Origin of the sequence: Vibrio pacinii DSM 19139, assembly GCF_000711795.1 — a bacterium.
Lineage (GTDB): Bacteria > Pseudomonadota > Gammaproteobacteria > Enterobacterales > Vibrionaceae > Vibrio > Vibrio pacinii.
In genome coordinates, this window is the sequence record NZ_KL543976.1 from 48,047 (window position 1) to 63,534 (window position 15,488).

The following is a 15,488-nucleotide window of genomic DNA, read 5'->3' on the forward strand; positions in this document are numbered from 1 at the left end:
ACCGCGACTAAGCAGAACATGGACTGGCTTTGGTGGCCATCTCGCGTTTTCTCATTGGCATGCGATCAATCACACGTTTGACTTGTTCCCAATCTGTTGCGCTTCCCCAGCGCAATTTTTCATGCCCGTCTTTACCTATCAGCACAGCAGTGTGCGAACCCGGCTCAATATTGTAAACGGCAAACAGTTCATTGAGGTTGAACTCATATTTGACCCACTTAGGTTGGGTAAAACCATCTTCAGTGACGACGAGTGCAATCAAATCACGGTCTTGTAATTGACACTTATTGATCAACGTCTCAAGCAAAAACTGTTTAACGTGCTCATCGTTGGTTGGCGCAAAATAGATCACACTTCGATGCGCCCACTGCGATGAGTAACTAGGAAAGCCCCAACTTGTTGAGCTAAACAGTGTTATTGCTGCGATCAGCAAGAATAGTCGCATAACCCTGACTCCTTGGCTAACGGTCATAAAACGTTCTATCGTTTCTTTTACGTTAAGTGTAGGTGTTAAGCTCAGTTTCTAATCACTCAATCAAGAATTTCTATGCAGACCTTGCACACAACGTGGCGCGCTGAATACCAAGTTCAAATCGTCACAGTAAACAAAAAAGGGATGCAATTTTGCATCCCTTGTTGGTTATTCGCCAGCTACTGGTTGGTTATTCGCCAGCTACTGTTTGTTGTTTGGTTTTGACACTCGCAATCAGCATATAGATACATGTTGCCAGCAAGGCTGCAAACAAGTATCCCATAAGCCCTTGATTCCCTAGCATAAACCAGTCAGCAGCAACCGGGCCCGCTACAGAGCCAATACTGTAGCTAAATAGCATGACTTGTGTCGCCGAGACGATAAAACTCGCGTCCAGTTTGTCACAAGCTAAGTTGATTGCGATAGGATAAAGCGCAAATGTCGCCATACCAAGCAAGAACAGTGCGATACCTAACGCGTCAACGCCACTCACCATCGAGGTGAAACTGATCGCCGCCACGCCGAGCAGGCAGAACATCGCCATCAGTAGCGTACGTCCAAAGAACTTCGACAACCATGGCACAATCGGTTGCACAGCCATGCCACCAAGAATGACCACGGCCATCAGGCTACCAATGTCACTATGACTGATGCCGCGCTTTTGTAGCTCGATAGGCATTAAACCGTAAATTGCGCCTAGCGTGAGCCCTGAAACAATACAACCAATAATAGCCGCGTGATTGAGCTTGCTAATTTGCTTGAGTGAAAGCGGTGTACTGTGTTCGCTTTGTGGTTGTTCACACTCTCCAAATAGCAGTACGACCACGGCCATAATTAATAAAGTAATGATAGCAATAAATGGCACACCACCTGACACGCCAATGACGCCAATGCCTAATTGACCCAACGCACTACCGCCGTAGAGTGAACCCATGTAGAGCCCAAGACGTTTAGCGCGTGCACTTTCATCGCCGTGGAGCAGCCATGATTCAACGATGACAAACACGCCAGCCACTGCCATGCCTGCGACAAATCGCGCAACAATCCAAGTTGCTGAGTAAGGCAGCAAAGGCAGGGCGATGATAGTGGCGATAAACGCGACTAAACACCAAACAAAGGCGTTCCGATGGCCCACTTTACTGACTAAAGGCTCGATCATTACCGCACCGATCAGCAGACCGGCGTAAAATACGCTAGCAAGCCAACTGGCGAGAGAAAAGTCCAAGCCATACGTTGGCAGCATGAGCGGAATCAAGCTCATAAGGTAACCCGATGCGACTGCATATAGAGCAAGCGCAATAACTGGTACAGAAATGCGAGCTTTTGAAGTCGTAGCAACCGTGTTTTCCAATGTCTTTGCCTCAGTCAAATAGAATAAGAAATAACTAAAAATCGGCGCGACTATGTGGTTAAAGCAATTGAAGGTAAAGCGAAAGATTTTGCTCATAACGATAAATAATATTTATCGTTATGAGCAGTGCATAATAGATAAAAAAAGTGGCCAAATTATGCAATTTTGACCACTTTAATTGTAATTTTATAGACAAGCTTATTTGGTTAGTGCCTGGTTAAGCCATTGATCAAATTGACTCTTAGGAAGGGCGCCGTTAATGGAGTCGACTCTTTTGCCATTTTTAAACACCATAATGGTCGGAATGCTACGAATTTGATGCTGTGCTGCAAGGTTTTGCTGACTTTCGGTATCAATTTTCACAAATCGAACCATTCCTGAGCGCTCGGCAGCGACGTCGGAAAAAATCGGTGCAAAGCCGACACAAGGATTACACCAAGGAGCCCAAAAATCGACCACGACCGGAACGTCACTAGCCAAAATCGCGTTAAAGTTAAGTTCGGTTCCTTCGATAGGCGCACCGTCGAGAAGCGGAGATTGGCACTTGCCACAATTTGGCGTTTCATTGATGCGCTCTGTTGGAATACGATTGATACCCGAGCAAGATGGGCAGCGTGTATTAAAGGTAGACATGATATTTCTCTCGTTGTTCTTTTCAATTAGGTGACAGTAAATGCCATAGCTAGTTATACTCTGAATCGAACGAGTGATACAAATAACAAATAATGAATTCATAGGCTCAGAATGAAAAATTTCTATGCAGAAATTGTCGGTTGGGGGAAATGCCTACCGCCAACCAAGCTCTCCAACGAGGACTTAAGTACTTTTCTTGATACATCGGATGAGTGGATTCGAACCCGAACTGGGATTGAAAACCGTCGAATCAGCCATGTTGATACTTCAGATATGGCAACCGTCGCGGTCAAGCATGCTTTGGCGTGTGCGGGTAAAACGGCCGATGAAATTGATCTTATTATCATCGCCACTTGCTCACCGGACTCTTTAATCCCTAATATTGCGTCTAAAGTATCGCAAAATCTTGGCATCAAAGCGGCAGCAGCCTTTGATTTAAACGCTGCTTGTACTGGTTTTGTTTATGGTTTAGAAACTGCCACGCGCTTGATGCAGGCTGGTAACTATCAAAATGCAGTTGTTGTTGGCGCGGAGCGATTGTCGTTCTTTATTGACTGGACGATGCGTGATACGGCCGTTTTGTTTGGTGATGGTGCTGGCGCCGTGGTTTTGAGCCGTACAGAACAACAAGTTGGACTGCAACAAGCACAATTGGGCTGTGATTCAAAAGGGCGAGATATTTTATCAGTGCCGAAATTTGGCACCTCAATGGATCGTTTTGCAGCAGAGAACGGCTACTGGGACTTTAACTTTGTCGGCAAAGAGATCTTTAAGCGCGCCGTGAAAGGGATGGGCGCTGCGGCACATAGCGTGTTAACGCGAAGCGAGTTGTCTACTGATGACGTTGATGTGGTGATTCCCCATCAAGCGAACATCCGCATTATTCAAACCTTATGCGACCTAGCTGGTATTAGCCAAGATAAAGCCTTTGTTAACATCCATAACTACGGCAACACGTCGGCAGCAACCGTGCCGATTGCGCTGTGTGAATCGCTTGAGCAAGGTTTTGTTAAACCTGGCGATAACTTATTGTTGGCAGCCTTTGGTGCGGGTCTTACATGGGGAGCCGGGCACATTAAGTGGGGCGAGCGCGTGACCCCACTAGGCTACAGTGAAGCTAAGTTACCTGAGTGTGATAAATCTGCTCTGGAATTGCTTAGTGAAGCGATTGAATACTGCCAGCGCAAAGGGCAATAATCTTCTGCTATAAAGCAAAGTGATCAAACCGCGCGTCAGGCGCGGTTTTTTATTTCTCGAACACGATGTGCGCTCACGCGAGCAAAAACAGTCACTATATTCTGCATTACTCAATTCGCTACAGAAAAATCGTTGAGAAGTCAGTATTATATCGGGCAAAGCATAAGAATGATAAAGGGTTTACATGAAGTTTCTTCATACCTCTGATTGGCACTTAGGCCGTCAATTTCATAACGTCTCTCTGCTAGAAGACCAAAAAGTGGTGCTTGAGCAGATCATTGATTACCTCAAGGCTAACCGAGTGGATGCGATGGTAATTGCAGGCGACCTGTATGATCGCTCCGTTCCGCCAACAGCTGCGATTGAAGTGATGAATGATTTTGTTGATCGTGTCTGTGGTGAGCTTGGCGTGCCTATCATTCTTATTCCTGGTAATCACGATGGTGCGCAGCGTCTTGGCTTTGGCTCGGGACGTATGAAAACCGCAGGGCTGCATATTATCAGTAATTTTGAGCAGATGTTGCAGCCAGTGGTGATTGAGTCGGATCTCGGTCCAGTTGCCTTTTATGGCATGCCTTATAACGATCCTGAGTTAGTTCGCCATCATTTTAAACAGTCAGTTTCGACGCACGATCAAGCGCATCAATACCTTTCGCAGCAAATTCAACAGCAATTTAAACCTGGACAGCGCAACGTGTTGATCAGTCACTGCTTTGTTGACGGAGCGATTGAATCGGAGTCAGAACGTCCGTTGTCTATCGGCGGCTCAGATCGCGTCAGTCATGAGCATTTCATCCCGTTCGATTACGTCGCGCTCGGGCATCTTCATCAACCGCAGAAAAAAGGCGCAGATTATATCCGTTATTCTGGTTCGCTGATGAAATACAGCTTCTCTGAGCAACATCAGAAAAAGGGCATGACGCTAGTTGAGTTTGGTAAAGAGGGTTTTTTAAATGCGACCCACATTGATTTGGTCGCGCCCCATCAAATGCGGATTATCGAAGCGGAACTGGAATCGATTGTTGAACAAGGCAAAACGGACCCAAATAACCACGATTATCTGTTAGTGCGGTTACTTGATAAGCACGCGATTTTAAACCCAATGGAAAAGCTTCGGGTCAGCTACCCCAATGTATTACATCTAGAAAAACCGGGCATGTTGATTGGCGTTGAGCAACAAATGGCGGCGGCTAAACTGGCTCGTAGTGAAGTTGATATGTTCCGTGACTTTTTCCTTGAAGCGCAAGATACACCGCTGAGTGATGAGCAAGAACAAGCCATTCTCGACATCATCAAACAGCTAAATCAGCAATAAGGGCGAGCAATGAAACCGACCAAATTAACCATTCAAGCATTTGGCCCTTTTGCCACGACAGAAGTGATTGATTTTACCCAATTAGGTAGCCATCCGCTGTTTTTGATTAATGGACCAACAGGCTCAGGCAAAACCTCTATTCTCGATGCGATCTGTTTCGCGTTGTACGGTGAAACCACCAGTAATGAGCGGCAAGGTATACAAATGCGCTGCGACCAAGCGGCACTTGATGTCGCAACGGAAGTTGAGCTGGAATTCGAACTCAATAATAAGCACTATCGGGTTAAGCGTGCGCCAGAGCAGCAAGCACCGAAAGCGCGTGGTGAGGGCACCACAACGCGCAAACACACCGCCGCGCTTTATCAGATTGATGGTGAAGAAAAACTTATCACCAGTAAAACAGCGCAGGTAAAAGGGGAAGTGACGGCACTGTTAGGGCTTAACGAAACCCAATTCCGTCAGGTGATGGTGCTTCCTCAAGGCAAGTTTCGCGAACTGTTACTGGCGAGTTCAAAAGAGCGAGAAGCGATATTTGGCCAACTGTTTCAAACAGATGTGTATAAAAAGATTGAATACGCACTGAAAGATAAAGCAAGTGCTATCAGTAAAGCGAAAGATGAGTTTGACAACCAAATTCGCGGCGCGCTGCAGGTGGCTGAAGTAAATAGTGAGCATGCGCTTGCCGAGCGACATACGCAACTAGCTCAAGAGCTCGAAGAGGCCAAAGCAGGCGAGCAGGCCCAAAGAGATAACGTCAATCTTGTTCAGAGTAAGTTGCAAAAAGCGCAAGCAGTAACCGAACAATTTACTAAGCTAGAGGCAAGCAAAGCAAGTTTGCTCTCTCATCAAAGTAATCGTCCTGCCATTGATGCGCTGAGTGGGAAGATTCAGCTCGCCCTTCAAGCTAGAAAGTTGGCTGTAACTTATTCGAGTTTGCAAAGCGCGTTAAAACAGCATGCTGAGTTTAAAAGTAATATCGCCACTATTGAACAACGTCAAACTGAAGCCGAGCAACAACGAAAAAGTAGCCTGCAACAATTAGACATTGCACAGAAAAACGCTGAACAATTGACATCACTGACAGAGCAAGGCTACCAACTTGAGCAAGTGAAAGTAAGACTGGGTGAGAAAGCAGAACTCGAACAGCAAGTTAATCAGTTAGAAGCGAACAAGACTGATTTAACGAACAAGTTGGTAAAGTATCAAGCGTTAAAAGATCAGTTGGCGGTTGATGCTGAAAGTGGTGCCAAGAAACTGGAACAAGCACGTAAAGATGTCACGCAAAAGGTGTCACTTGAAGCTGAACTGATTGGCAATCAACGTGTACTGTCTGACTTGAGCAAACTCGACAAGCTTAAAGTGGAACTCGTTACGCTTGAGTCACAAACCGATAGTAAGCGCACAACATTAGATCAAGCCAGTAAGGCGCTAAACGCTAGTCAGCAACACGCCAATCAACTTGAGATGAACTGGCATAGCGCGCAAGCGTCTATTTTGGCGCAGAAATTACAAGCTGGGCTTGCGTGCCCAGTGTGCGGTAGTTGCGAGCATCCCGCTCCGGCGCCAAGTGTCGATCAACAAATCTCGAAACAAGCAGTGCAGCAGGCACGCGAGCAAGAACGTGCTGCGCTAGATGCGTATAATCGCGCCAGTAATAGCCTTGAACAGCATCAACACGCGATAGCTCAGCAATCTAAATTAATTGCGCAAGCACAACAGGATCTTGGTCAGCATGCGAGTCGTGACATCAAGTCCTTGTCAGAAGCGATCAATCAGCAAAAGCAAAAACTTGAATCTCTGTCGTTAATTGATTTAGACGCCATGGAAAAATTAGTTGTTGAGTTAAACCAACGTTGTATTAACGGCGAAGAGAAAATTAGCCAGCTTAAAGAGCAAAAGTTGGCAAATAACTCTGCACTGACGGTGCAAAAGCAGCAACTGCAAAAGTTAATTTCTAGCTACGATGTTAAGTACACCTCGTTAGAGGTTGTGCAGCAGCATTATCAGCAAAACTACCAGAAAATCGAGCAGCTTAAGCTGGCGTTAGAGACGGCGCAGCAGGCCAGTAAACAAGCGGATCTTGTTATTGCTGACATTGAGAGTCAAGCCAAAACAAATCGTGAACTTCTCGACAAAGCGGCGCATCAGTTGAGCTTAATCGAACAACAGTGGCAGGCAGAACTTGCCGAGTCGACACTCGACAACGAACAACAGTTTATTGAAGGCAAAACGTCAGATGAACAGCTAGAGCAGTGGCAGAAGACGCTTAATGACTATAACCAGCAGACGACCAAGATAGAGCAAACTATCGCAGATCTAGCCGAACAGTTAAAACAGGTCGACAAACCACAATTAGGCGCAATCGAAACAGAGTTGGCCACGGCCAATGCTGAGTACCAAATTTTACGTAACAAGCTTGATAGTGTCTATTCTGAGTATCAACGTGTTGAAAAAGTCCAGCAAGACATTGCACGTTTGCATGATAAGAACAGCCAACTTGAGGCGCAATATAAGGTTTATGGTACTTTATATGATGTGACCAGTGGTAAAACAGGTAGTCGAGTCAGCTTGCATCGATTTGTGCTCGGTGTATTGCTCGATGATGTGCTTATTCAGGCCTCGCAACGTTTGTCATTGATGAGTAAAGGTCGTTATCAACTGGTGCGTAAAACGGATGGATTTAAAGGGGCGGCAGGCCGAGGCCTAGACTTGAGTGTTGAGGATGGTTACACGGGTAAAGCGCGCGATGTCGCCACTTTATCGGGCGGTGAATCTTTTATGGCAGCACTGGCGCTGGCGCTTGGGCTTTCTGATGTGGTGCAGTCATACAGCGGAGGTATTCGCCTTGATACCTTGTTTATAGATGAAGGCTTTGGCAGTTTGGATCCTGAGTCACTGGATCTGGCCATCCAGACGTTGGTCGACTTACAGCAATCTGGAAGAATGATCGGCATCATCTCGCATGTCAGTGAACTTAAAGAGCAGATGTCACAAAGGATCGATGTTTTTTCGAGCCGAGTAGGAAGCACAATTCAGCTAGTGGTCACATAAACAAAGTGTCAATGCTCTACTGAGCGTAGGCTTTAGATAAAATGTGCTAAAACTTAATTAGCACGATGAAATTTAAAATAACCACCGGGGCTGCTTTGCGCGGTAAGGAAGTGAATGGACGCAATTCTAGACTCGATTCGTAAGGTCTATCAATATGCTGAGCCCAACCTCACTTTGGTTGGGTGGATGGGGCTGATTGGTTTTCCTACTTATTATTATATTTGGAGTGAACTTTTTCCTCAGCCGTATGAGAACCTTACCCTGCGTATAGCATGCTCAGTGCTGTTTGCTGGTATTGCTCTGCGACTCTATCTACCTAAATATTTGCAACGGTATTTAGCTGAATATTACTTTGTCTCTATCGGTATTTGTCTACCATTTTTCTTTAGCTTCATGATGTTTATGAATGAATGGTCAACGATTTGGGCAATGTCTTTTATGGCCTCGATCTTCTTACATGTCCTACTGATCCACCAAACACGTTTGATGCTTTCTCAGGCAGTCGTTGCTATAGCCGCTGCCTACTTCATCGTTTATGGTTTTGATCTAGAAGCCGTTCAGCAACAAATGGTTTTGCCCTACATTCCGATTTTTCTGTTTACCTATGTTTTTGGTAATTTATTTTACTTTCGTAATCAAGCGGGTCATGAGGTTAAAGTGTCGCTCGCTAAATCATTTGGTGCGGGTATCGCTCATGAAATGCGCAACCCTCTCAGTGCACTTAAATCCTCTTTAGACGTACTTGACTCATTGCTGCCACCACTGAATAACAGTCACGCTGCTAGTTACAAGTTAACCGACCAGGAGGTAGCCATTGCGCGAGAAATTCTGACTGATGCCGATGAAGTGATTCGTACTGGTAATGAAACCATTGATTTGCTTCTTACTTCAATTGATGAAAATCGAGTCTCAAGAAATACGTTTAAGAAGCACTCTATTCGTCATGTTGTGGAAGGATCATTGCGAAGTTTTGCGTATAAGAGTGGCAAAGACAAACAGGCCGTTAACTTATTGCCCGGAGATGACTTTGATTTTTTTGGCAGTGATGCGCTAATAAAATATGCGTTGTACAACCTACTCAAAAATGCCTTTTACTACCAAAACGATAGCGGGTTTAAAATATCAGTCGAACTGAGGTGTTTTGAACGGCACAATGAATTGGTGTTTACTGATAATGGTGTTGGCATTGAGCCTGATGTGCTAGACAATGTATTTGAAGATTTCTATACCTTTGGTAAAACAGGCAGTTATGGTTTGGGCTTGCCTTTTTGTCGTAAAGTCATGGTTGCCTTAGGGGGGCAGATATGCTGTCGCTCTGAGCTCGGTCAATGGACGGAGTTTACACTGCGTTTTCCTCTGTACAACTCAAAAGAAGTGGCCAACATTAAAGCCGATATCATGAAATCAAAATCTATACTTTATATTGGCGGCCAGAGCAAACCATTTCGCCTGATCAACGAAGAGGCTTTTTATCGCGGTTTTCGCCTGCGTCAGTTATCACTGGAAGCAGCGCGCAATAAACAAGAGTATGAATTTGAATTTGACCTCATCATTATCAATCTAGACGAAGCGATAGATAACCCAGACGCCTTACACGAGCTTGAGAGTAAACTGCATTTCACTGAAGGGCGGATCGTATTTCTGTTTAATCAACAAAATCGCTATCACAATGATATTGAACGCCATTTAACCGTGTATCCAGTTGAGGTGCATACCTTTTTACTAAAAACGGGGGCAATATTAGATGAATTGCTGTTTGAAACTCCGAGCACAAATCGAAATCTTTTACCGCGTAAGCGTGTAGTGACAGGGAAAACCATCTTATTGGCTGACGATAACCACTCACTGAGAACTTACACCGCTATTTTACTCGAGCAACAAGGCTTTGACGTATTGCAAGCGGAGGATGGACAGCAAGCGCTTAGCGTAATAGCAGAGCGCCAAGTGGACTTAATCATCATGGATCTCGAGATGCCTTTAATCGATGGCTTGCAAGCGACTGAGTCAATCCGCCAGTCACAAGCAACGTATTCAAGTATACCCATATTGGCTTATACCGGCGATTCGAGCCCAGAAACGATAGAAAAAATCCAACAAGTCGGTATGAATGACTTTATTGTTAAACCTGCAGATACCAGTTTATTACTTGATAAAGTTGCAAACTGGATATAAAAGCCCACCTCGTGGGCTTTTATATATTACAAAATATATAAGTTTTGATTTTTATAAGCCTGGCGGCAAACGTTAATTAACTTATCAGCTTGGTCATCCGTGATCGAACTATTGAGTGAAAAGCGAATAATATTTTTATTGCGCGGTGTTGCAGGGCGACAAAACACCGCTCCAAATATACCATTTGACTCCAAGTAATCTCTCACTTTCTCAGTGTTTCTTTCATCTCCTGTTTCTAATGCAATTATTTGTGAATGACTGCGTACGCTAATGCCAATATCAATTAATTCCGTTTTAATAGAGTGGCTGATTTCTTCTAAACGCTGACGCTTGTCATCACTGCGTTGTATCACTTCGAGCGTTTTGTCTAGTCTGTCGAGTTCATACGGTAGCATCGCTGAGCTAAATATAGCGGGATAGCCGACAAAGGGGATGCATTTATCGGCTTGATTGTTACACCAAATTGCGCCAGCGCGATAGGCAAACGTCTTGGCTAAACTTGCGGTCATAAAATCAACTAAGTGGGTCAGGTTCTGCTGATGAAGTAATCCGCGTCCTTGTTCCCCGTGAGTACCAAGTGAATGAGACTCATCAACCAAAATTGCACAACCGTTCTCTTTCGCCACGGCGATAAGGTCGGCCAGGGGAGCGATGGTACCTATCGTGCTGTAAATCGAATCTACCAAGACGATTCCAGGGCCATGGCGTTTAATCAGTTTACTTAAATGCTTTACATTATTGTGCATAAAAGGGTGGATATCAGCACCTGCGATTCGAGCCCCTTCCCACAGTGACATATGGGCAAAAAAATCGACATAGATCTGAGTAGAACTGTCACAAATCGTTTGTAGTAATGCCAGATTCGCAGCCCAACCTGATTGGGATAACAAGCAAGACTGGAATCCTGTGTAGTTGGCCAATTGTATCTCGACTTGTGGTTTAGCTGTTTCATTTTGTAAAAAGATCCCAGACATAAACGGGCTATTTTTCCGTTTGCGAATAGCGCTTATGTGGTGTTCTATAATTTCTAGATTATTCGATAAGTCTAAATAGTCATTACTTTGAATGACCAGATCTTTTTCGGTCGGTACCGCACCTAAAACGAGGTGATGTTTATTATTATTTGAGTAAATTAAGTCATTAAGATAATAATTTAATTTATCATTAACGAATCGAGGTAGGGTCGAATAATTATTTAGTTTATTCATCTTCATATATCCTTTGTTGAAGTCAGCGCCATTTGACAGAGAATATATGAATCAGTTTTGATAATATTACGAGTCGATCATTTAGTGTTTGCGTGTATAGTTACAAATAAAAATATCAATGGTATTCGTGCTTACATTATACCGCTAGGCTTAACCAGTCTTAACTAATTAATAAACATACCGTTTTTTTTATTGATGCAATGTTTTATTCGATTGGATTTTGAGTAAAAACCTCCGGCCAGTACATTTTTACGTAGCCTAAGGTTACCCAAATAACTAAACCAGTCGCCACCGACAACTCAAACAAACCAAAGTTATGTAACCAATACCATTGTGGATACTCGTCAGCAAAAAAACTGGTTAGGCGATGCATCGCGATGGCACTGATCACTGAAGGAAAGGTGACCGCTGCGATTGATGGTTGGAATTTAAGTCGCATTAAACGGATATAACATAAGTAGATCAGTAACGTCATGGTAATCGCTATACCTGCCAGCGCACCGGTTAATATAGGATCAGGCTCGGCAAAGTTGACCAAGTAGGTCGCGAGCGTGAGGTTAACGGGGGCGGCCATAATAGCTAATGTCGGCCTGGCTTGTTTAGGTAGCATACCCTCAAAAACCAATCGGTATAGCACCAGAGGCAGCATAAAAAAGTAGATGGTAATACAGACCATGACTAAGGTTTCAGAAAATAACGTATGGCCAAATTGAGTACCAGCCAATGAGCTACTAATAACCCCAACCGGATACAGAAACCAGCTTGGTACAATATTCGACATTTTGAAATTGAGCAGTTGAAAGGTAAAAAATAGCAGCATCATCGACAGGTGCAGTAATAATGCGGCGAACCATATTGGATATGCAATGATCGGGGAGATTATCGCTAAATAGTCACTAAGAATCAGCAGCGCCATACTCATCGGTGCCATTAAGCTGCCCCGAAGCGGGTGACGGATGTCGGTGATAAAGGTACTGTAACTACTAAGGTACTTGACTAGAACGGGTAGCAGCAGAAACGCACCCATTCCGGCCATATAAGGGCGAATAGTTTGACCTATTTCAGGAATATAAAGTGCCCAAGCATGTCCAAGACCAATCATACCAAGCGCTAATCCTGCTTGAGAAGGTGGGACACTCTGAAATTGAGTGAAACGTCGCCAGTTGAACAAGTCTAATCCTTAGTTCATTATTAAACCGACCAGTTAAAGTAAAAACTCTATTTTTGATCAGTGCAATCCATTGTCATTAATCGTTTGCACGCGATAATAACAAGCCAATCGGTTGCGTGGCAAATATCATTCTGGATTGCTTGGCAGATCTTTTTTTCTTAGCTTCTCATTTTTCAATGTTCTATGGAGTAATTGACTATAGATAGGCTTACCGCCAAGTAATTGAGCAAAGGTACCAGCGCCTAGACTGGTGATGATCAATGGCAAAATCAGGTAGTAATTGTTGGTCATTTCTATCACTAGTAAGATACCGGTGATAGGTGCGCGCACGGTGGCAACAAAAAGGGCGCCCATTCCAGCAATTGCAAACATACCTGGAGTGATGTCTAACTCGGGAAATAGGCCTTGGGCGATTAACCCAAAGGCGTAGCCGAATAAGGTACCGAGAGCCAGCATTGGGGCGAATATTCCACCGGGAGCGCCAGAACCAAAACAGATCATCGTGGTTACGATACGGGCTAAAAATAGCATAAGCAGTAGCGGGGCACTGTAACCACCGTTGGTGATGGTTGGGATGAGTGAAATACCACCACCGGTCACTTCAGGAAAATAAAGCAGCATTAGACCAAAGCAGCCACCAATCACAGAACCCATCAATAAGTATCGTTTTCTATCATGACGATGGAATCTAACGAACATATCCTGCGACAACGTCACGAGTTGATTAAATAGCACACCAAAAATACCAAATAGTGCACCGAGCAGCAAAAATAACCACAAAGTCGCGAGCTCAGGAGCTTGATATTGCGGCATGGTAATGACTGCATCCTGACCGTTGATATATCGAAAGACAATATTGGCGGAAACAGCAGAAACGATCACGGCTCGCAGTGAAATAAGTGAATAGCGAAATTGTGGGCGCATTTCTTCAACGACAAACATGATTCCTGCTAACGGGGCGTTAAACGCTGCGGCAAGGCCACCAGCTGCTCCCGAGGCTAATAGAGAGTGGCGCGTATCGTCATTTTTGATCTTAAAGATATCAGTCACCATACGACCTATGGCTCCGCCCATTTGCACTGTAGGACCTTCACGCCCCAAAACCATGCCGGAACCTAACGCTCCCATACCACCAAAGAACTTAACCGGAATCACGCGCCACCAACGTACGGGACGGATGCCATCCATTGCCCCTTCTATCTCGGGAATGCCAGAACCAGAGGCTTCGGGGGCAAATCGGTGTACAAGGAAATAGCCAACAAAAGCGAGCATGGCGCTAATGAGAAACGCGGCAAGCCATAAAGGGAGCAGGGCGCCGATTTCACTTTTTAACCATTCTGTGCGTGTTTGCGAGACAAAGTGAACTGCTATTTCAAAGTAGGTACCGACTAGACCTGCTAACAAGCCGACGATCAAGGACAAGAACAATACGGAAATCGGAGTTTTATCCTTGGAGAGAAATTGATTAATGGCGTCTTTGGGCACCTTAGCCAATAACGATTGTTTTAACTTCTCTCTCTTAGTCATAAAGGAATAAGCTCCATGATATGTGGTTTTGCTTGGGTTTGAAGTCAAAATTATACGCCTGTCTAAAGTGAACTATAGCGATAAGATTGGAATATTGATTTTCAATTATGAGAGAACTAGCAGATCAAGGTTAGTGGGAATTATAGATGTCGGTCACAAAAAATTGCATCAAAAAGTAAGATGTCACCTTGCATATTATTGGTTCTGAACCATAGTTAAAGGGTAAGACAATCTGAACCGACCCGCATGGAGGAATTATCGTCTTACCTACAATTTGGATGGATTCAAACAACAATTGAAAGCCTCGTTTATTATCAGGTCGATGCCAAATGACATCCTGATTCGCAGACTCACGATTGAGTACGAGGGATAGGGCGCACTTTAAGTGCGCCTCTTGTCGTCTATAGGTTTGTGTCTATTCTAAACTAGCAATCTGCTTCAATATCATTTCCAGTTGATCCCAAGGTAGCAGCTGGCTATCGATCACCTCTAAACGACTTTCAAACCCTTCAAGCGACATCTGGTTGACCGACACTACTTTATTACTGACATTGAAGGCAAAGCAGCCATTGTTGGTATTGAGTACGCCTTTGACTCGCTCTGCGTTAAGATCTGACAACATCGAAAATATGTCATCAAAATCAAAGCTAACTTCTGAACCAAAGATCCAGCCGCAACTGTAATACCCCTGTCCATGATTTTCTTTTCGAATATAGAGTTTGTTTGGTGGCAGTTGAAACTGAGGCTCCATCTCGGCGTGTTGATGCTGGTGTGACGATGATTGTTTAACTTGATGGCGGCCTGGGTTGTCAAGTAATTCGATTGGAAATCGTCCTTGTTTAACCAGTTGACTGTATAGTTTGGCTGGGGTTTGGTCGGTAACCCAATCATTGAAAGCATCAATATCACTGACATGGCACTCATCAACTTTATTTCCAATCACAATATCTGCAATCGCCAATTGGTCGTTAAAATTTTGATTACCTAAGTATTTAGGATTAGACAAGTTACGCGGATCGACCAAGCAGATTGTCGCTTTTAAATCGATGTAGGGCTCAAACTGTGTCGAAGATAGGGTGGCCAGTATTTTGTCAGCATGACCGAGTCCGGTTGGCTCGACGATCAATCGGTCAGGGTTGGTGCGCAGTAATGCCGTTATCGCAACTGACATCGGTACCCCAGCCGCACAGCACATGCAGCCTCCTGGGACCTCTTTAATCAAAGCACCGTGTTCGGTCATCATGGCACCATCAATGCCAATTTCGCCAAATTCATTGACCAACACCGCCCAATTTTGATCGGCTGGCTTTTCTTTCAATAAATTAAGAATTGCGGTGGTTTTACCTGTACCAAGAAAACCTGTGATGATGTTTGTAGGCGTTTTCATACAC

11 protein-coding genes are annotated in these 15,488 nt (G+C 44.4%); 4 read left to right on the plus strand and 7 right to left on the minus strand.

Annotated features, from left to right (window positions below):
- Nucleotides 1-7 precede the first annotated feature (7 nt).
- From BS19_RS15255 to trxC, 3 genes are all read right to left on the minus strand, one after another.
- Nucleotides 8-445 (minus strand): DUF4174 domain-containing protein, encoded by a 438-nt coding sequence (locus tag BS19_RS15255; RefSeq protein ID WP_038176430.1) that lies wholly within the window; start codon nucleotides 443-445, stop codon nucleotides 8-10.
- Nucleotides 446-662: 217 nt separating this feature from the next.
- Nucleotides 663-1,823 carry an MFS transporter gene (locus BS19_RS15260; protein ID WP_038176793.1) on the minus strand — a complete coding sequence of 387 codons (1,161 nt, stop codon included), beginning with the start codon at nucleotides 1,821-1,823 and terminating at the stop codon, nucleotides 663-665.
- Nucleotides 1,824-2,021: 198 nt separating this feature from the next.
- Nucleotides 2,022-2,456: a thioredoxin TrxC gene (trxC, locus tag BS19_RS15265; protein WP_038176432.1), complete on the minus strand. Its 435-nt coding sequence runs from the start codon at nucleotides 2,454-2,456 to the stop codon at nucleotides 2,022-2,024.
- A gap of 111 nt (nucleotides 2,457-2,567) precedes the next feature.
- Here trxC and BS19_RS15270 point away from each other — a divergent pair, with 111 nt between their 5' ends.
- The 4 genes from BS19_RS15270 (at nucleotide 2,568) to BS19_RS15285 (ending at nucleotide 10,191) form a co-directional block, all read left to right on the plus strand.
- Nucleotides 2,568-3,653 (plus strand): ketoacyl-ACP synthase III, encoded by a 1,086-nt coding sequence (locus BS19_RS15270; RefSeq protein WP_038176434.1) that lies wholly within the window; start codon nucleotides 2,568-2,570, stop codon nucleotides 3,651-3,653.
- A gap of 184 nt (nucleotides 3,654-3,837) precedes the next feature.
- Complete coding sequence (locus tag BS19_RS15275; RefSeq protein WP_038176436.1) at nucleotides 3,838-4,968, plus strand: exonuclease SbcCD subunit D; 1,131 nt, start codon at nucleotides 3,838-3,840, stop codon at nucleotides 4,966-4,968.
- 9 nt (nucleotides 4,969-4,977) lie between these two features.
- Entirely contained in the window at nucleotides 4,978-8,019 is a 3,042-nt protein-coding gene (locus BS19_RS15280) for an AAA family ATPase (protein ID WP_038176438.1), read from the plus strand.
- A 114-nt stretch (nucleotides 8,020-8,133) separates the two neighbouring features.
- Nucleotides 8,134-10,191, plus strand: a complete 2,058-nt coding sequence (locus BS19_RS15285) for a hybrid sensor histidine kinase/response regulator (protein ID WP_038176439.1) — start codon at nucleotides 8,134-8,136, stop codon at nucleotides 10,189-10,191.
- Nucleotides 10,192-10,217: 26 nt separating this feature from the next.
- On the opposite strand, the gene cqsA is transcribed toward BS19_RS15285, so the two are convergent.
- The 4 genes from cqsA to BS19_RS15305 form a co-directional block, all read right to left on the minus strand.
- The gene (gene cqsA, locus BS19_RS15290) at nucleotides 10,218-11,405 is read right to left on the minus strand and encodes an alpha-hydroxyketone-type quorum-sensing autoinducer synthase (protein ID WP_281170139.1); all 1,188 of its coding nucleotides are present in this window, start codon (nucleotides 11,403-11,405) and stop codon (nucleotides 10,218-10,220) included.
- 199 nt (nucleotides 11,406-11,604) lie between these two features.
- The gene (locus tag BS19_RS15295) at nucleotides 11,605-12,570 is read right to left on the minus strand and encodes a TDT family transporter (RefSeq protein WP_038176441.1); all 966 of its coding nucleotides are present in this window, start codon (nucleotides 12,568-12,570) and stop codon (nucleotides 11,605-11,607) included.
- Nucleotides 12,571-12,696: 126 nt separating this feature from the next.
- Complete coding sequence (gene clcA, locus BS19_RS15300; RefSeq protein WP_038176443.1) at nucleotides 12,697-14,097, minus strand: H(+)/Cl(-) exchange transporter ClcA; 1,401 nt, start codon at nucleotides 14,095-14,097, stop codon at nucleotides 12,697-12,699.
- 415 nt (nucleotides 14,098-14,512) lie between these two features.
- Entirely contained in the window at nucleotides 14,513-15,484 is a 972-nt protein-coding gene (locus tag BS19_RS15305) for a CobW family GTP-binding protein (protein ID WP_038176445.1), read from the minus strand.
- Nucleotides 15,485-15,488: the final 4 nt, after the last annotated feature.